The 20,807-nt window shown below is 69.6% G+C and carries 22 protein-coding genes; 13 read left to right on the top strand and 9 right to left on the bottom strand.

Annotated elements, in window-relative coordinates; translation table 11 throughout:
* Positions 1-905 precede the first annotated feature (905 nt).
* Positions 906-1,427 carry a DNA-directed RNA polymerase subunit alpha C-terminal domain-containing protein gene (locus tag ABD327_RS37530; protein ID WP_425547245.1) on the top strand — a complete coding sequence of 174 codons (522 nt, stop codon included), beginning with the start codon at positions 906-908 and terminating at the stop codon, positions 1,425-1,427.
* Here ABD327_RS37530 and ABD327_RS29320 read toward each other — a convergent pair.
* Positions 1,424-1,723, bottom strand: coding sequence for a sigma factor (locus tag ABD327_RS29320; protein ID WP_344455074.1), 300 nt, complete (start codon positions 1,721-1,723; stop codon positions 1,424-1,426). The genes ABD327_RS37530 and ABD327_RS29320 overlap by 4 nt on opposite strands.
* A 202-nt stretch (positions 1,724-1,925) precedes the next feature.
* Between ABD327_RS29320 and ABD327_RS29315 the strand changes: the two genes are divergently transcribed.
* Together ABD327_RS29315 and ABD327_RS29310 are read left to right on the top strand one after the other, a co-directional pair.
* On the top strand, positions 1,926-2,693 hold the full coding sequence (locus ABD327_RS29315) for a hypothetical protein (RefSeq protein WP_344455072.1): 768 nt from the start codon (positions 1,926-1,928) through the stop codon (positions 2,691-2,693).
* A complete protein-coding gene (locus ABD327_RS29310; RefSeq protein WP_344455543.1) occupies positions 2,690-3,607 on the top strand; it encodes a recombinase family protein in 918 nt (305 codons plus the stop codon). The genes ABD327_RS29315 and ABD327_RS29310 overlap by 4 nt, the downstream gene beginning before the upstream one ends.
* Positions 3,608-3,658: 51 nt before the next feature.
* Here ABD327_RS29310 and ABD327_RS29305 read toward each other — a convergent pair whose 3' ends face one another.
* Positions 3,659-4,315 (bottom strand): DUF6326 family protein, encoded by a 657-nt coding sequence (locus tag ABD327_RS29305; protein WP_344455070.1) that lies wholly within the window; start codon positions 4,313-4,315, stop codon positions 3,659-3,661.
* Between the two features lie 63 nt (positions 4,316-4,378).
* Here ABD327_RS29305 and ABD327_RS29300 point away from each other — a divergent pair, with 63 nt between their 5' ends.
* On the top strand, positions 4,379-5,524 hold the full coding sequence (locus ABD327_RS29300; RefSeq protein ID WP_344455067.1) for a sensor histidine kinase: 1,146 nt from the start codon (positions 4,379-4,381) through the stop codon (positions 5,522-5,524).
* The gene (locus ABD327_RS29295; protein WP_344455064.1) at positions 5,521-6,168 is read left to right on the top strand and encodes a response regulator; all 648 of its coding nucleotides are present in this window, start codon (positions 5,521-5,523) and stop codon (positions 6,166-6,168) included. Before ABD327_RS29300 ends, ABD327_RS29295 begins: the two co-directional genes overlap by 4 nt.
* A gap of 663 nt (positions 6,169-6,831) precedes the next feature.
* Here the strand turns inward: ABD327_RS29295 and ABD327_RS29290 are convergent.
* From ABD327_RS29290 to ABD327_RS29280, 3 genes are all read right to left on the bottom strand, one after another.
* Entirely contained in the window at positions 6,832-7,182 is a 351-nt protein-coding gene (locus tag ABD327_RS29290) for a DUF1801 domain-containing protein (protein WP_344455062.1), read from the bottom strand.
* On the bottom strand, positions 7,179-7,865 hold the full coding sequence (locus ABD327_RS29285; RefSeq protein WP_344455060.1) for a DUF998 domain-containing protein: 687 nt from the start codon (positions 7,863-7,865) through the stop codon (positions 7,179-7,181). The genes ABD327_RS29290 and ABD327_RS29285 overlap by 4 nt, the downstream gene beginning before the upstream one ends.
* A gap of 61 nt (positions 7,866-7,926) precedes the next feature.
* Positions 7,927-8,736: an ArsR/SmtB family transcription factor gene (locus ABD327_RS29280; protein WP_344455058.1), complete on the bottom strand. Its 810-nt coding sequence runs from the start codon at positions 8,734-8,736 to the stop codon at positions 7,927-7,929.
* 411 nt (positions 8,737-9,147) lie between these two features.
* Between ABD327_RS29280 and ABD327_RS29275 the strand changes: the two genes are divergently transcribed.
* Positions 9,148-10,323, top strand: coding sequence for a low temperature requirement protein A (locus ABD327_RS29275; protein WP_344455056.1), 1,176 nt, complete (start codon positions 9,148-9,150; stop codon positions 10,321-10,323).
* An 81-nt stretch (positions 10,324-10,404) separates the two neighbouring features.
* Here ABD327_RS29275 and ABD327_RS29270 read toward each other — a convergent pair whose 3' ends face one another.
* Positions 10,405-10,914 (bottom strand): VOC family protein, encoded by a 510-nt coding sequence (locus tag ABD327_RS29270; RefSeq protein ID WP_344455054.1) that lies wholly within the window; start codon positions 10,912-10,914, stop codon positions 10,405-10,407.
* A gap of 331 nt (positions 10,915-11,245) precedes the next feature.
* On the opposite strand from ABD327_RS29270, the gene ABD327_RS29265 reads away from it, so the two are divergent.
* Together ABD327_RS29265 and ABD327_RS29260 are read left to right on the top strand one after the other, a co-directional pair.
* Entirely contained in the window at positions 11,246-12,454 is a 1,209-nt protein-coding gene (locus ABD327_RS29265; protein WP_344455052.1) for a hypothetical protein, read from the top strand.
* A gap of 382 nt (positions 12,455-12,836) precedes the next feature.
* On the top strand, positions 12,837-13,520 hold the full coding sequence (locus tag ABD327_RS29260; protein WP_344455050.1) for a DUF2975 domain-containing protein: 684 nt from the start codon (positions 12,837-12,839) through the stop codon (positions 13,518-13,520).
* 72 nt (positions 13,521-13,592) lie between these two features.
* Here the strand turns inward: ABD327_RS29260 and ABD327_RS29255 are convergent, their stop codons facing one another.
* Positions 13,593-13,958, bottom strand: coding sequence for a hypothetical protein (locus tag ABD327_RS29255; RefSeq protein WP_344455048.1), 366 nt, complete (start codon positions 13,956-13,958; stop codon positions 13,593-13,595).
* 109 nt (positions 13,959-14,067) lie between these two features.
* A complete protein-coding gene (locus ABD327_RS29250) occupies positions 14,068-14,715 on the bottom strand; it encodes a LysE family translocator (protein ID WP_344455046.1) in 648 nt (215 codons plus the stop codon).
* Between the two features lie 236 nt (positions 14,716-14,951).
* Between ABD327_RS29250 and ABD327_RS29245 the strand changes: the two genes are divergently transcribed.
* The 4 genes from ABD327_RS29245 (at position 14,952) to ABD327_RS29230 (ending at position 19,143) form a co-directional block, all read left to right on the top strand.
* A complete protein-coding gene (locus tag ABD327_RS29245; protein WP_344455044.1) occupies positions 14,952-16,289 on the top strand; it encodes an aminotransferase-like domain-containing protein in 1,338 nt (445 codons plus the stop codon).
* 120 nt (positions 16,290-16,409) lie between these two features.
* Positions 16,410-17,612 (top strand): tryptophan synthase subunit beta, encoded by a 1,203-nt coding sequence (gene trpB / locus ABD327_RS29240; protein ID WP_425547255.1) that lies wholly within the window; start codon positions 16,410-16,412, stop codon positions 17,610-17,612.
* Positions 17,609-18,391: a tryptophan synthase subunit alpha gene (gene trpA, locus ABD327_RS29235; RefSeq protein WP_344455042.1), complete on the top strand. Its 783-nt coding sequence runs from the start codon at positions 17,609-17,611 to the stop codon at positions 18,389-18,391. Before trpB ends, trpA begins: the two co-directional genes overlap by 4 nt.
* The gene (locus ABD327_RS29230) at positions 18,391-19,143 is read left to right on the top strand and encodes a GntR family transcriptional regulator (RefSeq protein ID WP_344455040.1); all 753 of its coding nucleotides are present in this window, start codon (positions 18,391-18,393) and stop codon (positions 19,141-19,143) included. The genes trpA and ABD327_RS29230 overlap by 1 nt, the downstream gene beginning before the upstream one ends.
* Before the next feature lie 76 nt (positions 19,144-19,219).
* Here the strand turns inward: ABD327_RS29230 and ABD327_RS29225 are convergent, their stop codons facing one another.
* Positions 19,220-20,200 (bottom strand): helix-turn-helix transcriptional regulator, encoded by a 981-nt coding sequence (locus ABD327_RS29225; RefSeq protein ID WP_344455038.1) that lies wholly within the window; start codon positions 20,198-20,200, stop codon positions 19,220-19,222.
* Positions 20,201-20,336: 136 nt separating this feature from the next.
* Here ABD327_RS29225 and ABD327_RS29220 point away from each other — a divergent pair, with 136 nt between their 5' ends.
* Entirely contained in the window at positions 20,337-20,732 is a 396-nt protein-coding gene (locus ABD327_RS29220; protein ID WP_344455539.1) for a RidA family protein, read from the top strand.
* Positions 20,733-20,807 lie beyond the last annotated feature (75 nt).

Raw genomic sequence — 20,807 nt, 5'->3', positions numbered from 1 at the left:
ACCCGCCCAGACATCATGACCACGGTCGCGGCGCCAGGTCGGCCACGAGCCCACCGCCGCCCGGCCGGCGTTCCACGTGTTGACCGCACGCGCTCCCCGCAGCACCTTCAAGGCCTCGCCGACCTCGTTATCGGCCACCGATCCGAGCGGCCGGGACTCACCGAGCTGCTCCACGGTCCTGTCGATCCCGACCGCACGGTCCCGCACCGTGTGTTCGGGTCACCCGGCGAGTTCAGGAACGCATCGGCCGTCGACCGGACGGTCAGCACCAACCCCGACGGCAATGCCACACGACCCACAACGACTGCTGACGAAACCCTCGTTGAGAGCCTCCTGTAGTGAGCTGCCGCGAGTTCGGCGAAGTCCTTCAAGTCAGCCACGTGAGTGGCTGGCAGGAGGACAGACCGCTGATAGCAGCACCGCGGAAGTACCCCCAAGAGCTCCGGGACCGGGCTGTGAGCCTGGTGCGGGAAGTCGGGCCGACCGATCGCGCAGATCGCCGAGGATCTGGGGAGCCGCCGCGAGGCGTTGCGGTTGTGGGTCCGGGGTTGAGGAACCTACGGACAGCGGTTATCGCTGAGACTGATCTTGAATTTTCGTGAGGGGTGTCGTCATTGGAAGGTTTCCCGACAGGTAGAAGGGCTCTCCCCCTTCCTCGAGGAGCCTTCGGTGCGGATCGTCTACTCCCGGGCGTCCACCGCGACGCAGTCGCTGCTGCGGCAGCGCCGCATCCTCACCGGGGGTCCCGGTAGCAATCGCGGAAAATCCAACGGATCTACCTCTGACCTGCCTGGATGGCCTGGAGATCCTGAAGCGACGGCGAGCCGCAACCGCAAGGTAGCCTGGGGCTCCTCCCCCGCCGCCAGGTCCGACAGACGCCTCGTGAGGCGCGGAAGGCGGGTGCCGTGACGCAGGAGCAGGATGAGTTCGCCGAGCACGCGGAGCCGCCCTGGGCGCCGCCCGGGGAGGTCTCGGTCCGGGAGCTGCCACTGCCCGCGCGCGTCCAGGACGCCCTCGAGCGGGCCGGGCTGGGCCGCGCCGCCGCGGCCGACGGGTACGGCGCCGCCGGCCTGATGCTTCAGGCGCCGCTCCTCACCCCGCAGGCCGCGCAGGCGGTGAAGGCGGTCCTCGATCTCCTCGCCGCGATGGCCGGCGACGACGACCTGATCGGGGAGCATCACTGCACCGCGGGTGGTCCTCCAACGCTCTACGAACTCGCGGCGCTCCCCATCGAGGAGCTCAACCTGCCCGTGCGCCCCTACAACCTGCTCAAGCGGGCGGGCCTGCACTCCCTCGGCGACCTCTGGGAGACGCGCGGCCCGCGGCTGGCCGACGCGGTCCCGCTCCTGGATCCGGAGGGCCTCGCCGCGATCGAGAGCGCGCTCGTCCGCATGGACGCCGACTGGCGCGCAGGCGGCCGGTCCTAGCAGAACCGCAACGCCCTGACCTGCAAGAACATCCGACTACCGCACCGAACGGCCGCGTTGTGTTTGCGGCATTGGGCGCGGTGATGGTTGAGCGCCACCGTGCGGGCCCATGCTCGCGGAAGGTGGACTTGGTCCCACTGGCCGCTCGTCACCTTGCGCCAGCCCTGCTCGGCCACGTGCTGCATCGCGTCCTCGGCGTCGGCCAGGCCCGCGCCCGTACGCATCATGAACCGGACCACCAAGGCGTACTCGGCGTCGAAACCGTGCACGCCGAGCAGGACCTTTTGGGCCAGCACGCGCAGGCCTGGCTCAGGCTCTGCCTGACCATGACCGTGCGGCTGCCCGGCCAGCAGGTCGAGCTGCACGACATGCCCTGCCGATCAACGAACGGATCGGTCGACAAGGACATCACGCTCGAACCCTGACCCAGAGAGGAGTCTGAGTGCAGAAAGAGGAAGATCTTCCTCGGCGGGGTGTGTTCTGGCTGAATGAGGTGCCATGAGACGGATCTTGCTGATCGGCGGAGTCTGCGTGGCCCTGGTCGGCCTGGGTGTTATGGCGGGGCTGCGTCGGAGCGACAGGGGCATAGTCCTGGCGCGTGCTTGCGGGGTGCTGACCGCGGAGTTCGCGGCCGAGGTGATCGGGCCGTCCACGCGCAGCAACGACGACATATCCGAGCGCGTCACCCAGTGCCAGTACTTGAGTACTCCGGTGGGCCTGTCGGTCAACCTCTCCGCCGAGCGGTACAAGGCGACGAAGAAGGAGACAGGGGCCGAGCGCGCCCGCCGTCTGGGGCTCAAGCACCGTGGAGGTCCCTTCCCCGGCCTCGGCGAGGAGGCGTATTTCTCGCACTTCCGGGTCCCGATCCCTCCTGCTGTTGCAGGCACGGTTTCGCCAGCTGCCGACGGGAATGGCGAGGTGGTCATGGGACGGCTCCTCGTTCTCGTCGAGGACGTCATCGTCACGGTCAGCGTGGGAGGCCGCTCCTTGCCCGAGGTCCGTGAGTCCTCCGGCCGTCTCGCTCGCGCCTACCTCACGCGCCTCGATGCCCGACCCCGCTCGGCCTCCACTCCCGAACATGGCCCCAGCCAGGTGGCTCTGGGTGATGGGGGTGACTGTGTGCGTCTCGCAGAAATGGACAGTTCTGCGAGCCCCCGCAACCCCCGCCTGACGCGCACATTCCCGCAGGTCGCGATTCGCAGAACTCCTCGCAGAACCACCCGGTTCTGCGAGGGGGTTCTGCGAGACTCGGGCACGTGGAGATGACGCCGGAGGAGGCCGCCGCGGCGGTCGAGCGCTACGACTGCCCCAACTGCGAAGCGATGGCGCCCTCGCCGTGCCGCACCAGAGGCGGGAAGGTCGCCTCGAAGTACCACACGGCCCGGTTCGTCCTCGTGCCCGCGCTCCGCGACCTCCTCGACGTCCCCGTCCCGGGCGGGCGCAGGCCCGGCGCGCCCTGGCAGGCTCTGCCGCCCGTCGCGCCGGCCGAGGTCGCGCCGTCTGCGCCGCCGATCCGGATCGGGTACGCGCGCTGTTCCACCAAGGACCAGGAGCTGGAAAGCCAGCTCGTTGCGCTCCGCGCCGCCGGCTGCACGCGCATCTTCGCCGAGAAGATCTCCACCCGGGTGAAGGTGCGGCCCGAGTACGAGGCCGCGCTCGCGCTCTGCCGCGACATCAAGTCCGCCGCCCCCGGCCAGGCCGTCGTGTTCACCGTGCACGAGCTCAAGCGGCCCGCCCGCAACGCCGCCGAGCTCATGACGCTCGCCGCGGGCCTGCAAGCCGCCGGGATACAACTGGAGCTGCTGACCGGCCCGCTCACCGGGATCTACGACCCCGCCGGGCTCGGCGCCATGCTCTTCGCCGTCCTGGCCGTCGCCGCCCAACTCGACCGCGACTACATCCGCGACAAGACCCTCGAAGGACAGCAGACCGCCGCCGCCCGCGGCCACCACGGCGGACACCCCAAAGTGATCGACGACGACATGCTCACCTTCGCCCTCGCCCTCCGGAACAAAGGCGTCCCCGTTCCCGACATCGCCGCCAAGCTCACCATCAAGACCGGCAAGAACACAGGCCAGAACCCCTCGATCGCCTCCGTCTACCGCGCCCTCGCCGTCGCCGAACCGACGCCGAGACCAGCCTGCTACCGCCAAAGTCCGATCCTCCTCACGGGCCGGTGACCGTGCCCTCGGGTGGCGCGAGCGAAGGATGGTCGGGCGCGGGGCGGGCGGTCACGCCTGCTGCGGCGGGCGGAGTGGCTCGCTGTCGAGGCCGGCTGCCAGGGTCGCCGGTGATGCGGCGCGGCGTGGCCAGTTCCAGGCGGAGCGCAGGATGAAGGCCAGGAGAAGCACCTCGAGTCCGATGGAGAGGCCGTAGAAATAGGAGTAGGACCACGGCTCCCCTGCCGCGTTGAACACCGAGACGGGGATGTAGAGCGTTGCCACGACGAGATTGATGGTGCGGTTGATACGGGCGGGCAGTGTCGCGGAGAGCAGGATCATGAGGATCGGGATGGCCATGAGCGTGAGCGCAATGGCGACGAAGGTCGGGCCTAGGTCGAACTCGTGGACGATGCCGGCCAGGAGGTCGTCCACGAAGCCGGGCTTGTACAGGGCGAGGTAGTCGACGTAGATGTAGAGGAACATGAAGCTGGTCCATGCTGCAGCGAGCTTGGCTTGCACGGGCAGGCGCAGATCTTCCAGCGTGCTCTGGGACGGCGGATTCTCTGGTGCGGTGTGGGATTGAGGCGTTCTCATCACCATGCTCCTTGGCTTGATCAGGTGGGTGCTTCCACCTTCACGGATGCCGGCGGCGGGCACATCAGCCCCGGAGCCTGATCCGACCTGGTCGTTGGCACAGCCGACCTCTTGTACTTTCGGCGGATACACCGAACACGCCTCTTGTACTTTCGGCGGATGCACTGAACACGCGGGCTGCCTAGGCTGATCAAGATGGCCACCAACGCACTCCGCTCGCTGTGGGCCGAACCTCGACCCACGAATCCCCCGGACCGGAGGCTGCGGGACTGGGCCCTGGTCGCGGTACTGATCTGCTGGTCCGTGCTGGAAGCGGTGCTCCGCGAGGACATGGCGCCGCTCCCGCTGCTGCTCATCGCTGCGCTCGCGGTCGTCGCCCCCCTTCCGTGGCGACGTACGCACCCGCTCGTCGCGGCCGCGGTGGCTTTCGGCACGGTGACGGTGGTCGACATCGTCCGAGTCCTCACCGGATCGCAAGGCACTCTGCCCTCGAGTGTCTCGGCCACCCTGGTCATTGCCTACGCCCTGTTCCGGTGGGGCTCCGGTCGGGAAGCCGCTAGCGGCCTCGGCGTCATCCTGCTCTGGCTGGCCATCACCTACGTCGCCGAACCGGGCAGCGTGGCGGAGACGGTCGCCGGATACGCGTTCTTCCTGTTCGCCGCCGCGCTCGGCGCCGCGATCCGCTATCGCACGAAGATCCGCATCCGCGACATCGACCAAGCCAAGGCCCGCGAACGCGAACTGCTCGCTCGTGAACTCCACGACACCGTCGCCCACCACGTCTCGGGCATCGCCATCCAGGCCCAAGCAGGACGTGCCATCGCAGCCTCCCACCCCGAACGTGCCATCGAGGCCCTGGCCATCATCGAGGACGCCGCGACCCGCACCCTCACCGAGCTGCGCGCCATCGTCGGCGTGCTCCGCTCCACACAGGACACCGAGTTCGCGCCGCAGCCCGGCGTGGCCGAGGTCGAGCAGCTCGCCACCGATGGCCGGACGCGTCCCTGCGTCGAGGTGACGCTGTTCGGCGAGCTCGACGACCTCAGCCCGGCGGTCGGGGCCGCGATCTACCGCCTGGCCCAGGAGTCCATCACCAACGCTCGACGGCACGCCCGCCACGCGACCCAGGTCACCGTCGCCGTCACAGGCGACGCCGACCAGGTACGGCTGACCATCGACGACGACGGCTCCGCCGCTGGCGGCCGCGCCCCAGCAGGCTACGGCCTGGTGGGCATGCGGGAACGCGCCTCACTGCTCGGCGGCACCTTCCACGCAGGCCCCGCCGCCGAGCGGGGCTGGCGGGTAGAGGCGGTCCTGCCCCGAACCGGGACACCACGATGAGCATCAGGGTCCTCATCGCCGACGACCAGCCCATCGTGCGCACCGGGCTGACCATGCTGCTCGACGCCCAACCCGACATCGAAGTGGTCGGCGCGGCCGCCGACGGGCGCGAGGCAATCCGCCTGGCGCTCCAGCTGCGCCCCGACGTCGGCCTGTTCGACATCCGGATGCCGCTGATGGACGGCATTGAAACCACCCGACACCTCGCCGGCCCCGACGTCACCGACCCCCTGCCGATCGTGGTCATCACCACCTTCGACCTCGACGAGTATGTCCACGGGGCGCTCAAAGCCGGCGCCCGCGGGTTCCTGCTCAAGGACGCCGGACCCGCCCTGTTGACCCAGGCCATCCACGCCGCCGCCGACGGAAACGCACTGATCGCACCCAGCGTAACCGTCCGACTGCTCGCAGCGTTCGCCCACGCAGAGACCTCACCACCGAGGCAGCCGATAGAACCGCTCACCGCCCGCGAGGAGGAAGTCCTCGTGCCTGTAGCCCAAGGCCGCACCAACAATGAGATCGCCAGCGAGCTCTACATCACCCCAAGCACCGTCAAAGCCCACCTCGCCAGCCTCATGCGAAAGCTCGGCGCCCGAAACCGCGTCGAGGTCGCCATGTGGGCCCACGAGACCGGCCGCATCTGACGCCGCAAAGGCTCCCGCCGCCGTTTATCGCCGGGTCGTCGGTCTGTTGCTGCAGCACGACCATGTCCGAGGCCAGCCGCTTCTGGATCTGGGCCACCCCGGGTCGGCTGGAGGCTGGTCAGGGAGCCGACAGTGCTCGGCCACGTGGCCGGGACCGCGGCAGCGCGGCCTGTTTCTGCCGTATTCCGGTGGCACCCCGGAAGGGCTCATCGTCCTGAACGACCTCGGGGTCGGGGAACATCGGAACAGCGGTTGGCGGTACCAGCCGGTAACTAGGGGCTGGACTGCTGATCGCTGCCCGAGCACGAAGCGGGGTTTCGGCCGCGGGTCGTCGTCGGCGAGAGGGCGTCCGCGCCAGCGCAACGCGCTGAGCTGCGGCTGGAGCCCTGGGGACACCGAGCAGAATTTGAACCTCTGTCGGGTCTGGCTCCTGATCCTCGGGTTCAGCCTTGCTGAAGAACCTTCACCCCGCCGACCCCTGAGTTCGCGTCCGATGCGGGATCTCCGCATCGGATGCGGGCACCTGGGGCTCGACCACGGACCACTCCGTTGAAGCGCAGCGCGCTGACCTGTGACGACTTCATGAGCACTCGCCGACGATCCGGAGTTTCCGCAGGCCAGCGGTATATCCGTTGGATTTTCCGCGATTGCTACCGGGACCCCCTATTGCCGGTCGAGCTCGGCGGCCTGGCGGATGTAGTCACCCAAGGCGTCGCAGTCGATGTCCTCCGGCTTTTTGATCTTGATGTGCCGGGTTGTCTTCCCGACGCCTTCGAGCAGCCCGTGGGCGTCGGCGAACTCGGCGCCGCGGTCGAAGGCGAACGTGATGTGGGTCTTGCTGGCGCTGATGATGGCCAGGATCTTCTTGCCCCGCCAGGCGGGCGAGCCGTACGCGATCACCTCCCGGGCCTCGGGCGCGTGCTGTCTCATCAGCTCGCGCAGGGCGGCGACGGTGGGCCGGTGGACGGGCGCGACCCGGGTCACGACGTACTCGTCGATGGCCGGCTCGCTCATGAGCTTCTCCTTTCGGCAACGGGGCGTGCGGTCATCGAGCTGAGGCACAGGGCGGAGGCCCAGGTCCAGATGACGGCGCCGCCGGCGAGCATCAGCCGGTAGTCCTCGGCGGGAAAGGCGGCGAACCCCAGGACGAGGTACGCGGCGGGGGCCAGGACGCTGTAGACCGTCCAGCCGCGTCGGCCCTCGCGCGCGAATCGGCGGGCGAACACCAGGCAGGCCACGCTCAGCGCGAGCCCCATCCCGACGGGGGCGAGGTTGTGCAGCATGCCATGCCAGCTCGCCTGGACGGGGGCACCGTTAGGGGTTCCCGGCGGGAAGGCGTAGGCCGGATCGGTGGGGAAGAGGCCAGCCCAGATCAGGCTGGTGCCGTACACGGCCAGCAGCCCGGCGCCCCAGGCGCGGCCCAAGGTCCTGGGTTCGAGCACGCGGCGCAGGCCGATGACGGAGGCCAGGATCAGCAGCCCGCAGACCAGGAAGTTGGCGGTCTGGATCCAGCCGTGTTCGCCCAGGCTGAGCATGCTGAGGGGATGACGGCGGGCGTCGAATCCATCGCGGGTCATCGCCTGGCTCACGATCAGCAGGACGAATAGCGGGCCGGCGAGCACGCCGCAGGCGAGAAGGGCACGGGCCGGGGCGGCCGTCCCGGCCACGCGCCGGGAGACGGAGGCGTCGGAAGACATGGGGGGTGAGCTCCTGTGAACGGCCGGGCCCGCGCCGTACGGCCGCAGACCCGGGGGTGGGTCAGTGATAGAGAGGCTGGCCGGTTTCCAGCAGGGTCTTCAGGTCGCTGAGGATCTGGTTCCAGCCGCCGCCGGCCTCGGGGATCTGGCCTGCGCCCTGGGCCGCGGTCTGCGGCGCGCCGGTGACGTCATGGGTGACGGTCAGCTTGCACACGCCCGTGCCGTCCTGCTCGATCTCGTATGTGAGGCGGGTGAAGTCCTCTCCCGTGAACAGCGCCCGCCAGGTCTGCACCAGCTTGCGAGGCGGGTCGGCCTCGATGACCTCGCCGTCGATCACGACGTCGGGAGCGCCGTGCTGCTTCATGGCCTCGCTGGCCCTGGCGCGGAAGGCGCCGCCGGGACGCAGGTCGTAGTCGACGGGCGACTGGTAGCCGAACTTCGCCGTCCACTCGGGCTTGGTGATGGCGTCCCAGATGGCCTGGGGGGTTGCCTTGATATAGACCTGGTAGACCTGGATGACCGTGCTGTCGGCGGTGTCGGTCACGGATGACATGGCTTGTTGCTCCAGTTCCTTCTTAAGGTCGGCGAGGGCGGCCGCCGAGCGCTCGGTGTACTTGTCGATCCACCGGTCGTGGATCAACCGGATCGGCACGGGGTTGAGGAAGTGCAGCTTCTCTCGGCCCGATCGGCGTGTGATCACCAGTCCGGCGTCCTCCAGAATCCGCAGATGCTTGGCGACGCCGAACCTGGTCATCTCCACCTCGGCTTCCATCGCGCCCAGCGTCCGCCCGTCGCGGGCGAACAGCAGGTCGAGCAGGAAGCGGCGGGTCGGATCGGCGAGCGCCTTGAAAACAAGGTCATCGTCGCTCACCCCGCCAAAATATGTGACTATTTAGTCACATGTCAACAGGCAGGGTGTGGTCCCTTATGGACTTTTGGGTAAGAAACGTGTCATGAGCCCCAGACGGGGGTGATCATGAGGCTCGTGCGGGGTGGCGAGGCGTTTCATAAGTGATGGGGAAAGAAGTCGAGCTGCCACGGAGAGGCAGAGCCGCGCTGCGGGTGAAGCGGGCTTTGGGGCCCGTGGTGGGTGGTGCTATCGCGTTTGGACGGGCAGTTGCAGGTAGGAGGGGTGTTCGCCGCCGATGTGGATGACGTGCCGTCCAATGTTGGCGGGGGCGTATTCGCCACGCGGGCGTACCGGATCTGGTTGTGCCAACCTGTCGTCATGAATAGGCTCCGGGGTCTGTTGGGGACCGAAATGCAGGGCGAAAGCGGCGCGGTGACGCCGTTGGAGCTGTTCTTCGACCTGGTGTTCGTGTTCGCGCTCACCGGGGTCACGGCGTTCATGGCCGCGGACTTTACGTGGCACGGGATGCTGCGCGGGGTGCTGATCTTCGGGCTGCTGTGGTGGAGCTGGGTGTGCTACTCGTGGGTGGGCAACGTGGCACGCGCGGACGAGGGCGTCAGCCGACTGGGCTTGTTCGCCGCAATGGCCGTGATGTTCGTCCTCGCGCTGAGCATCCCGGAGTCCTTCGACGACCTCCCCGGCGGGCTGTATGGCCCGGTCGTCGTCGCGGTCTGCTACTTCCTGTTCCGTGCCCTGCACCTGGTGCTGTTCTGGATCATTTCCGCCGGTGACCCGGGCCTGCGCGGACAGTTGCTGCGTTTCGCGCCGTCGATGCTCGTGGCGACCGCTCTGCTGCTGATCGCGGCCGGGACCGATGGGCCGACGCAGACGGCGCTGTGGGCGGCGGCGCTGGCGGCGGACTACCTGGGCAACTACCTGGGCGGTGCGCGGGGGTGGCGGCTCCGCTCGGCCGGGCACTTTGCCGAACGGCATGGCCTGATCCTGATCATCGCGCTGGGCGAGTCGATCGTGGCCGTCGGTGCCGGGATGGCCGAGCTGCCGATCTCGATGCCGATCGTGGCCGCCGCGGTACTGGGGCTGGTCTTGTCGGCGGCGCTGTGGTGGTCCTACTTCGACGTCACCGCGCTCGCGGCCGAGCGAGCGTTCGCCGCCACGCCGGACGCTGACAGGCCCCGGCTGGCGCGCGACGCCTACAGCTATCTGCACCTGCCGCTGGTCGCCGGCGTGGTGCTGCTCGCGTTGGGGCTGAAGAAGGTCCTGGAGTACGTGGGCGATCCCCGGCACCACGACCTCGCCGACCCGCTGAAGGGTGTCGGGCTCACCGCGCTGGTCTGCGGCGTCACGCTGTACCTGCTGGGGCACGTCGCGTTTACCTGGCGTGTCCTGGACACCGTCAACATGCGGGACGCGGTGCTGGCCCTTGCGCTGTTGTCACTGCTGGGAATCGGGCCGCACATCCCCGCGCTGGCCACCCTCGCCGTACTCACCGCCGCAATGGCCGCCCTGGTGGCATTCGAGACCATCCACTTCGCCGAGGACCGCCACCGGATCCGCCACGAACACCAGAGCCCGCAGGGCGACCGGTAGCCGTGCGTGCAGGCCGACAAGCTGGAGCGGCCCGGCCTGTCCTGAGGGGGAAGGACGGAGTGCGGGTCGGCTCCTGCCCGGTTACTCCGTTCCGGCGGGCGGGTCGGCGAATACCCCTTCCAGCATTCCGGTGGCTTGGCCGACCTCAATGAGGTATCCGTCGGGGTCGCGGAGATAGCAGCGCAACTCGGCTTTCCGGTCGAGGGGCGGGGTGAGGAATTCCGCCCCCTTGTCGCTCCAGTCCCTGTAGCACGCCTCGATGTCGGCCACACGGATGTTGAGGAAGGCCGATGTGGTGTGGGGGTCATCGGGCGGCTGCAGCGTCACATCGGGTTTGTCGGGAGTCGGACCGCCGCCGGGATTCATGATGATCCAGCCATTGGCGAGCTTGATGATGCATGGGTTTTCTTCCAACACCACGCTGCCGCCCAGGACGTCCGCGTAGAACGCGCGCGACCGGGGCACGTCCCGCACGGTCAGGAAGTGGGTGAGGAGCACCCCGGTTACCGGGGCAGGCAGGTCGTCTGGCTGCATGGCGGGTGCCCTTCGCTGGTCGGCTGCTTCACGCATACCCGCGTCGCTCCAGTCCATACCGGTCGGCGGAAGGTCCGGCTGCGGTCGTGCTCAGACCGGGATCCTGAGAGCCGGTGTCCACGGTCGCCTGTCTTCCGCTCCTGGGACGTGCCGTTCTGGAGAACGCCTGAGCCACGTCCGGGTCCGATCGCCGAGCGCGCGGCGGGCTCTCGTGCCCGGACAGAGAATCCTGGACGCATGCACGGACCTTCCAGGTGTCTTCGGTCATCGAGGGCGCCCTTCGCTCTCTTCAGTGTCGGGAATCGACATTCCCGTAAGTCAGGGATCGCGGTTTTTTGGATTAATTATTTTCCGGAAACAGAAAATCAGAAAATGATAGGATCCAAGGGTGAACGACGAGAGCGTGCAGGCGCGGGCGTGCGGCTACTGCGGGAAGCCGGTGGAGCAGAGGAGCGGGCGGGGGCGGCCGCGGGCCTACTGCGAGGGGACGGACTGCCAGACGAGGGCCAAGCGGGAGAGGGAGTTGAGGCGGGGCACGCCGGGGCTCGAGGGCGCGCTGGCCCGGGCCGAGGACCTGTACGAGCGGATCGAGCAGGGGCTGGCCGCCGCGGTCGCTCCCCTGGCCCAGGCGCTGGAATCCGAGTTGTCCCCCCGGGGGGTGGAAGCGCGGATCAGCGCGGAGCGGGCCGAGGCTCAGACGGCCGTCGCCGCGGCGATGGCCGGACGGGCCGAAGCCGAGGAACGGGCCGCCCGCATGGAGGAGGACGCGCGCAAGACGCGTGAGCGGGAGCTCGAGGCGCAGGAGTCGGCGCGGACGGCGACCCGGGAACGGGATGCGGCCCTGGAGCGGGCGCGCCTGGCGGAAGAAGACGCCGGGCTGCGGGTGCTGGCCGCGCAGGCTGAGGCCGAGCAGGCCGTTGACGCGGCGCGCCGGGAGGCCGAAGAACGCGAACGGGAGGCGCGGCGTCTGGTGCAGGAGGCCTCGGAAGAGGCCGAGCGGGAACGGGAACGGGCTGAGCAGGCCGAAGTCCGGGCGAAGGAGGCCGTCTCCCAGGCACGGGAGGCTCGAGATGAGGCGGCTCGGGCGGTGAAGAAAGCCCGCAAGGAAACCGATCGGGCGGGACAGAAGGCGCAGGAGGCCGTCCAGGACAGAGACCTGGCACGCCGGAAGGCGGAAGACGCCGCTCTGGAGGCGGTGAAGGCCGAGGCCATGCGCCAGGCCGCGGACGAGGCGCGGGAACGTGCCGAGTCCCTGGCCCGGGAGGCGGAGAAGGCCAAGACGCTGGCGATCGCGGAGGCCGACCGCGCTCGAGGCGAGGCTGAGGCGGCGCTCACCCGCGCGTCCGTCGCCGAGCAGGAGAAGGAACACGCACAGCTGCAGTCACACCGGTTGGAAGAGGAGCTCTCCCGCATGGCGGACGAACGGGACGGTCTCGAGCGGGCGGCACGGGAAGCCGAGGCGCTGCCGGGATTGCGAGCCGAACTGCGTGCGGCCCGGGAACGCGTCACCGCTCTGGAGCGCGAGCGAGACGAGGCGCGCACCGAGGCCGCCGCCCAGCGAGAGCGCGCGGCAGTCGCGGAGAACCGCCTCGGCTGAGGTCGAGGCGGTTTGCGGTGTCGGATCCAGGCCACCGGACGTCATGCGGAGCCGACGCCGGCCTTGAGCAGGATCCGTCTCTGAGAACTCCGAACGAAGTCCACATCGGCGTCGCCGACCGTCAGCCGGTTTCTTCGAGGCTTTTTAAGCGATAACCCCTGGGTTCCCGAGTCCGCGTTCTCCAAGGAGTTCTCGATGACCCGCCCGACCACAGACGCTGCCCCTGCTCCCAGGACGCCGCTCAACGTACGGGCCGCGCCCATCCTCATGGCTCGCCCTCTCGGCCTCGCCGCCTGAGCAACCGCCGAGGACCGCTTGACGTATCGAGGTTCATTGAGTCGAATGTCGATCCCCATCAAATCTCAATATGTCAGGACCTTGCATGAGCCGCGCGCCGCGCAACCCCTTGCAGCCCTTCTCTTTCGCCGTGCGGCTCGTGTTCGCGCTGCTGGTCGGCTTGACCGTCGCGGGGACCGCGGCCACGGTCTTCGACGATCACAGCAGCTTCCTGGGATCGGGTACGGGGTGGGTGTGCGCGGAACCCCAGGTGACGTTCGGCGGGAGCGAGTACGACAAGGCCCTGGCGCTGTACCGGGAGATACTCAACCGGGAGGTGGTCGCACCGGACGCCACTGTGACGGTCGCGAGTCTTCGGGTGTGCGACCACACGCCGGCCACGGCCCAGCGCGTACTGGACTCGTTGACGCAGGCACCGGAGTTCCTGCTGTACTTCGCGGTGTTCTTCCTGTTCTTCCGCCTCCTGCGCGCGGCCGAGTCCGACGGGCCCTTCAGCCCGCTGGTCGCCGGTCGGCTGCGGACCATCGGCTGGACGCTGATCGTCGGCGGCTACCTCGTCCACGCGATCCAGAACGCCGCCCGGATCGCGCTGGAGAACACCTTCGCCGTGCCGGACGGGATGCTGCATCACGGTAGCGGTTTCGTCGTGGCCGAGGGGGTGTTCACCCTTCCGTTCACGGATCTGCTGACCGGGCTGGGGCTGCTCACGGTCGCCCGGATCCTGCGGGTCGGCGCCCGGACGCGCGATGAGCCGGCCGGGACCATCTGATGCCGCCCGGACTCGACCACCCCGATCACCGGGGTGTCGGTGAGACCGGTGCCCGGGGCGCACGGGACCGGTTCACGATCGCGGTTCGCGGTGGGCGCCGGTGGACCAGTCGACGTGCGGAAGGCCTGCGAGTCTCCAGCACACGACACTCGTGAAGCCGATGCCCCAGAACGGGATCAACGCGATCAGGATGTCGCGGCGCCGGTAGGCGACCAGGCGCAGCAAGAAGGCCAGTGCGGTGAAGGGCACCAGGTAGGGAAGCAAGGAGACGGAGTCGCTGACGAGGTGGTCGCCGGGGAAGAGGCGTTCGGCCTGTGCGGTGATGGCTCGGCTCGCAACGCCGGCGGGGATCCACAGGACGAACCAGAGCGCCATGGCCCTGGCCAGCCTGACGAAGGGATTACGCGGACGGGTCGCCTGAGGGGTGCTGTCGGTCACGTGCGGGTTTTCCTCAGCGGTGGGGGGTGGGAAGCTGTTCATTTCTACTGATCATCTCAAGCGGGCCGGGTAGACGGCAGGGCGGTGAGCGCGGTCCGCGGGTCCGGCGTCAGAGCTGGGCCGGGCTTCCCGAGCCGCCGAAGGCCAGCATGACGGCCAGCACTCCCAGCAGGCTTCCCATGGTGATCCGTTGGATCCGCAGCCAGGAGGGGCGCCGTTCGAGGAAGCCGGCGACGGTTCCGGCGGCAAGGACGATCGACAGGTTCACCGACACGGCCACCAGGATCTGGAAACCGCCGAGGATGATGCCCTGCAGCAGTACGTCTCCTTTTTCGAGGTCGATGAACTGCGGAATGATCGACACGTAGAGAATGGCTATCTTCGGATTGAGCAGGTTCGTCATCAAACCCATGCCGAAAAGGCGGCGTGGCGAATCGTGCGGCACGTCCTGAACGGCGAAGACCGATATGCCGCCGGGTTTGACGGTCTTCCAGGCGAGCCAGAACAGGTAAAGGGCGCCGGCGATCCTGATGGCGGTGAGCATCTGGGGAACGGCCGCGAACAGCAAGGCCAGGCCGAGGTTCGCGCCGAGCAGGTAGACCAGGAACCCCGCCGCGACCCCGCCGAGGGAGATGATTCCGGCCCGTCGTCCCTGGCCGATGCTCCTGGAGACCAGGTACATCATGTTCGGGCCCGGGGACAGGACCATTCCCAGCGCGACGGATACGACGCCCAGCAGCGCGGTCTTCTCGACCATGACCGCAGCCCCCTTCTCCATTCAAGCCGTGCGGGCCGGCGGGCCGGCGGTTCACGAACGCCGCCATTGCCGGAACTGGCGGCAATGCGCACGGTCACGCCGAGGCATCCGCACCGGGGAGCTCATTCGCACCGATTAACCGGTCTGTATTGACGGTATCCTCGCAGTCCATTTCAATGCAATAGAACAAAATGCTCTCGGAGCAATTTTCTGACCTCACCGAGAAGGGGAAGGCCATGGACGACTACCTGCGGGTCGCCGACGAACTGGCCGCGGAGATCACGGCCGGGCGGTTGAGGCCGGGAGACCGGCTGCCGCCGCAAAGGGAGTTCGCCCGGCGGCGCTCCATCGCCGATTCCACCGCCGCCCGGGTCTACAAGGAGCTGGCCCGCCGCGGCCTGACGGTCGGGGAGGTCGGCCGCGGCACGTTCGTCCGAGCCGCCGGCCAGGTGCCGGGGCCCGCGCTCGCCGAACCCGCCGGCGCCAGGGTCGATCTGGAGCTCAACCACCCGGTCGTGCCCGAACAGGCGGGGCTGCTCGCCCACGGCATCGGCCCTCTGCTCCGCCCCGACGTCCTGGAGTCGTCCATGCGGCCGGTCGGCGTGGCCGGCACGCCTCCGGCGCGGGAGCTGTTCGCCGATCTGCTCGCGCACGCGGGCTGGCGGCCGGACCCGGAGCAGGTGCTGTTCGCCGGCAACGGGCGGCAGGCGATCGCCGCGGCCATGGCCACGCTGGCGCCTCCGGGGTCCCGGCTGGGCGTGGAGGAACTCACCTATCCGGTCTTGAAGGCGATCGCGAACCGGCTCGGGATCACCCTCGTGCCGTTGAGCGTCGACGAGGCCGGACTCGTGCCCGAGGCGATCGAGGCCGCCGCCCGCAAGGCCGCGCTCACCGCCGTCTACCTCCAGCCCACCCTGCACAATCCGCTGTCGATCACCATGCCCTTGGGCCGCCGAGCCGAGATCGCGGACGTCCTGGAACGGCTCGGCCTGCACGCGATCGAGGACTCCGTCTGGTCGTTCCTGAACGACGGCCTCCCGCCGCTCGCCGCCCTGGCGCCCGAACGGACCGTCCTGGTCGACAGCCTGTCGAAGCGGCTCGCCCCCGGGCTGACGGTCGGGTGCGCCGTCGTCCCGCGAGCGATCTCCTCGAGCATGGCGACGGCCCTGCGCTCGGGCGGATGGGCGCCGATGCGCTTCGCGCTGGACGCCGCCGCCCGCTGGCTGGGCGACGGCTCCGTGCAGTCGGTGGGCCGCGCCAAGCAGCGGGACGCGGCCGTCCGGCAGGAGCTCGCCGCCCGGCTTCTGGGAGGGTTCTCGATCCGCGGCGCCCCGCACTCCTACTACTGCTGGTGGGAGCTTCCGAGCCCTTGGCGGGCCGACACGTTCGTGGCCGCCGCCGCACGCCGCGGCATCGCCGTGACCCCGGCGGCGGCCTTCGCCGTGGGCCGGTACCGCGCCCCGAACGCCGTCCGGCTCGGGCTCGCCTCCCCGCCGACCGAAATTCTCTCCCGGGCGCTGGGCGCTCTCGCCGAGCTCGCCGGATCCGCTCCGGACGACCTGATGGCCGAGTGACGGGTGGAGAGGGACGGCCGGTGCTCTCGGTCCGTTCGCCCGCGACGATCGATTTTCGGCTACTGTTCTATAACAGTGGAGGATAGTTCTAGAACAGTAGGAGCAGGTGCCATGGGCGAGATGACTTTGCCGGACGGGCAGGCCCGTCCGGCTCGCCGACACGGGATGGGCGACCCCGGAGCGACCGGCCGGTTCGGGGAGTACGGCGGCCGGTACGTGCCCGAATCGCTCGTCCCGGCGTGCGCCGAGGTCGAAGCCGCCTTCCGCGACGCGTGGGCCGACCCCGAATTCCGCGGGCGCCTGAAGACGCTCCTGACCGTGTACGCGGGCCGACCGACCCCGCTGACCCCCGCCTGGCGGCTGTCCGAGGAGCTCGGCATCACGCTGCTGCTCAAGCGCGAGGACCTGACCCACACCGGATCCCACAAGATCAACAATGTGATCGGGCAGGCACTGCTCGCCCGCCGGATGGGCAAGCGGCGGCTGCTGGCCGAGACCGGGGCGGGACAGCACGGCGTCGCCACCGCCACCGCCGCCGCGCTCCTCGGCCTGGAGGCGACGGTCTTCATGGGCGCGCAGGACATCGAGCGGCAGTCGCTCAACGTTCTGCGCATGGAGGTGCTCGGCGCGCGGGTCGTGCCCGTGACCTCGGGAAGCCGCACCCTCAAGGACGCCTGCAACGAGGCGATGCGGCACTGGGTGTCGTCGGTCGCGGACTCCTACTACTGCATCGGATCGGTCATGGGACCCCACCCCTACCCGTGGATGGTGCGCGAGTTCCAGCGCGTCATCGGCGAGGAGGCCCGCGGCCAGTGCGCGGCCGAACTGCCGGGCGGGGTCCCCGACTACGTGGTCGCCTGCATAGGCGGGGGCTCCAACGCCGCCGGGACGTTCGCCGGATTCGTCGACACGACGGCCCGGCTGGTCGGGGTCGAGGCCGAGGGCGGAGCGGCGGCGACGTTCGGCCGGGCCGGCGTCCTGCACGGCTTCCGTTCGATGGTGCTCCAGGACGACGACGGCCAGGTCACCGAGGCCCACTCGATCGCGGCCGGGCTCGACTACCCGGGGATCGGACCCGAGCACGCCCACCTGCGGGACACCGCACGAGCCCGCTACGTGGTGGTTGACGACGAGGAGGTCGTCGAGGCGCTGCACCGCCTCGCCCGGACGGAGGGGATCCTGGCGGCGCTCGAATCCGCGCACGCCCTGGCGTGGGTGCTGCGAGCCGCCCGGTCCGGCGAGATCAAGCCCGGATCCACCGTGATGATGACCCTGTCCGGACGCGGGGACAAGGACCTCCCCACCCTCAAGGAGGCACGATGACCCCCACCCTGGAAGCGCACCTGCGCCGACGGCGCGACCGCGGCAGGCCGCTGCTCCTCCCCTACGTCACCGCGGGCGTCACCCGCGACTGGCCGGATGTCGTCCGCGCCTATGCCGACGCCGGAGCCGACGCGATTGAGATCGGCTTCCCCTTCTCCGACCCCATGCTGGACGGGACGACCATCCAGGAGGCCTCCGACCGGGCGCTGTCCGCGGGCGCCACGCCGCGCGGCGTCCTCGCCGAACTCGCCCGGCTCGGCACCGAGGTGCCGCTCGTCGCGATGACGTACACGAACCTGATCGAGCAGCGGGGACCCCGGCGGTTCTGCGCCGCGCTGCGCGACAGCGGACTGCGCGGGCTCATCGTGCCCGACTCGCCCCTGGAAGAAGTCGGAGACCTCGAAGAGGCCGCCGCCGGCGAGGGCCTGGACCTCGTCCTCCTCGCGGCTCCCTCCTCCTCCGCCGCCCGGCTGCGCGAGATAGGCCGGCGCAGCAGGGGGTTCGTCTACGCGGTGACGCGCATGGGCACGACCGGCGAAAACGAGCCGATTCCCGAGACCGCGCAACGGCTGGCCGAGGAACTGAAGGGCCTCACCGACCGTCCGGTGGTGCTGGGTTTCGGGATATCGACCCCCGGCCAGGCCGCGGCGCTCGCCCGGCACGCGGACGGGGTGGTGGTCGCCTCGGCGCTCATGCGCCGTCTCCTCGACGGCGCCGCCCCGGCCGAACTGGGAGAGTATGTGGCGAGCATCCGCGACGCACTCGACCGGGGAGCCTGATGAACAGTGGGCGTGTGCCCCGCTACCGCGCCATCGCCGAGGACCTGGCCCAGAAGATCCGTTCCGGGCGGTACCGCGCGGGCGACGCGCTGCCGCCGCAACGCGAACTCAGCACGTCCTACGGGGTGACCTTGATGACGTTGCGGCAGGCGCTCCAGGTGCTGAACGACGACGGCCTCATCGTCCAGCAGCCGGGGCGCGGCACCTTCGTGGCGCCGCCGCACGCGGAGTACCGCCTCGACACGCTGAAGAGCCTCGGCGACGAACTGCGCAAGCAGGGTTATCCCGTCCGCACCGAAGTGGTCTCCACGACCCTGCGGCCGATTCCGGCGAGCCTGAGCAAGCCCATGGGCCTGCCGGCCGGGCACAAGGGCCTGCGTCTGACGCGTGTCCGCCACCTGTCCCGGCAGCCCGTCATCCATCAGGTGTCCTGGATCCCCGAGCCGATCGCCTCGGCGATCAAGGGCGTCGACTTCGGCGAGGTCCCCCTCTACACGGCCCTGGCACAGGCGGGGGTGAGGGTCCACCGCGCCTCGGAGCGGATCCGCCCCTCCCTGCTCACCGGCTCGGTCGCCGAACTGCTCGAGCGTTCTCCCGGCGGACCCGTCTTCTTCAGCGAACGCGTCACCTACGACGCCGACGGCCTCGTGGCCGTCCTCGACCAGGCGACCATCGTCGGCGACGCCCTGGAGATCCGCACCGACCGCGCGACCACCGATCTCTCCCTCGAATGGATTTCCCAGCACTTCTAAGGCCAAGGGGGCGTTCGTGGCCGTCGGCGACCGCGCGACCGCGGGCCTCGTGAGGGGCTGGCAGGCGGATCGCCCGTCAGCTCTCGGGTCGGCGCCCGTAGGAGGCGGCGATCGCGGCGGCGCGGTCGTGCAGGGCGGCGCGCAGCCACTGCGGGGACAGGGCTTCCGCGCTGGTGGAGAGCTGCCACAGGGCCCATTCGGCGTGTCTCGGGTCTTGGAAGGTCACCTCCAGCCGCAGCCGGCCGTCCGCGTCGGTTTCTTCGGCCAGGACGGCCAGCGCGGTGCCCGCGAGGTCCTCCCTCCGCGCCGGGTCCATCCGTACCAGCACGGTGACCTGGTCGCCGCCGGTCCGGAACCGCGTGCTGCGTTCCTGCCAGGCCCGGTCCAGGTCGACCCGGTCCGGTCGTTGTGCGGGTTCGTCGAGTTCCTCGGCGGCCAGGATCCGGGACAGCCGGTAGGTGCGGTCCGCGCCGGACCTCGTGGCCAGCAGGTAGCCCTGGTCGCGTACGGTGACCAGGCCGATCGGGTCCACCGTGCGCCACTTCGGGCTCTGGTCCACGGCCGCGTAGCGGATGCGCAGCCTGCGTCCGGCGAACACCGCGCGCCGGACCTCGGCCACTACGGCGTCGGGCACCTCCTCGGTGACCAGCCGGCGTGAGAGCAGGTCGGTCTCCGGGTCGATGAGCAGTCGCTCGGCCACGTCGGCCGCGGTGTCCCGATGGCTCTCGGGCAGCGCGTCGACCACCTTGAGCATGGCCGAGGCGAGCGCCGAGCCGAGGCCGAACGCCTGCGCGCCGCGCCGTGATCCGGCGACCAGCAGGGCGAGCGCCTCATCGTGGTTCAGCCCGGTGAGCTCGGTCCGGAACCCGGGCAGCAACGCGAAACCGCCGTGCCGGCCGCGTTCGGCGTAGACCGGGACGCCGGCCGCGGACAGCGCCTCGATGTCGCGCAGCACGGTACGGGTGGACACCTCGAGTTCGCGGGCCAGCGCGGTCGCGGACAGCCGGCCGTGCCGACGCAGCAGCAGCACCAGCGAGACCAGCCGGTCGGCACGCATACGAGAACTCTAACGAAATACACGACACAGGATGTCGTGATTTGTTGGAAGGCTCATCGACGCGACCGGAAAGACGGCGGCTGCCGGGCCGGTCGACGTATCTGATTTCCGCGAATCGAATGGAGCCGATATGGCGATGGAGCGAACGGCGGTCAACCCGTGGGCGTGGTCGGTGCAGATGGGATACAACCAGGGCGAGCTCGTCTCCGGGCACACCCGGACCCTGTACTGCTCCGGGCAGACCGCGATGGGCGGTGACGGCGAGCCCCGGCACGCCGACGACATGGCGGCGCAGTTGGCGCTGAGCCTCGACAACCTGGAGGCCGTGCTCGGCGAGGCCGGCATGTCCCTCGCGAACCTCGTCCGGCTCAACGTCTACACCACCGACGTCGACCGGCTCTTCGAGCACTACGGTGTGCTGGCGTCGCGGTTGGGCGCCGCCGGGGCGGCGCCGTCCACCACGATGCTCGGGGTGACGCGGCTGGCGATCCCCGGCCTGATGGTCGAGCTCGAGGGGACCGCCGTCGCGTGATGCGGTCTCGCCGCCTCCAGCAGCCGCTTCACCGCGACGTCGGGCAGCCCGGGGGAGAGGGGGAACAGGGCGGGC

Source organism: Actinocorallia aurantiaca, from assembly GCF_039533685.1.
GTDB lineage: Bacteria > Actinomycetota > Actinomycetes > Streptosporangiales > Streptosporangiaceae > Actinocorallia > Actinocorallia aurantiaca.
Note: the sequence above shows the minus strand (reverse complement) of the source record. Positions and strands in the feature narration are given on the sequence as shown.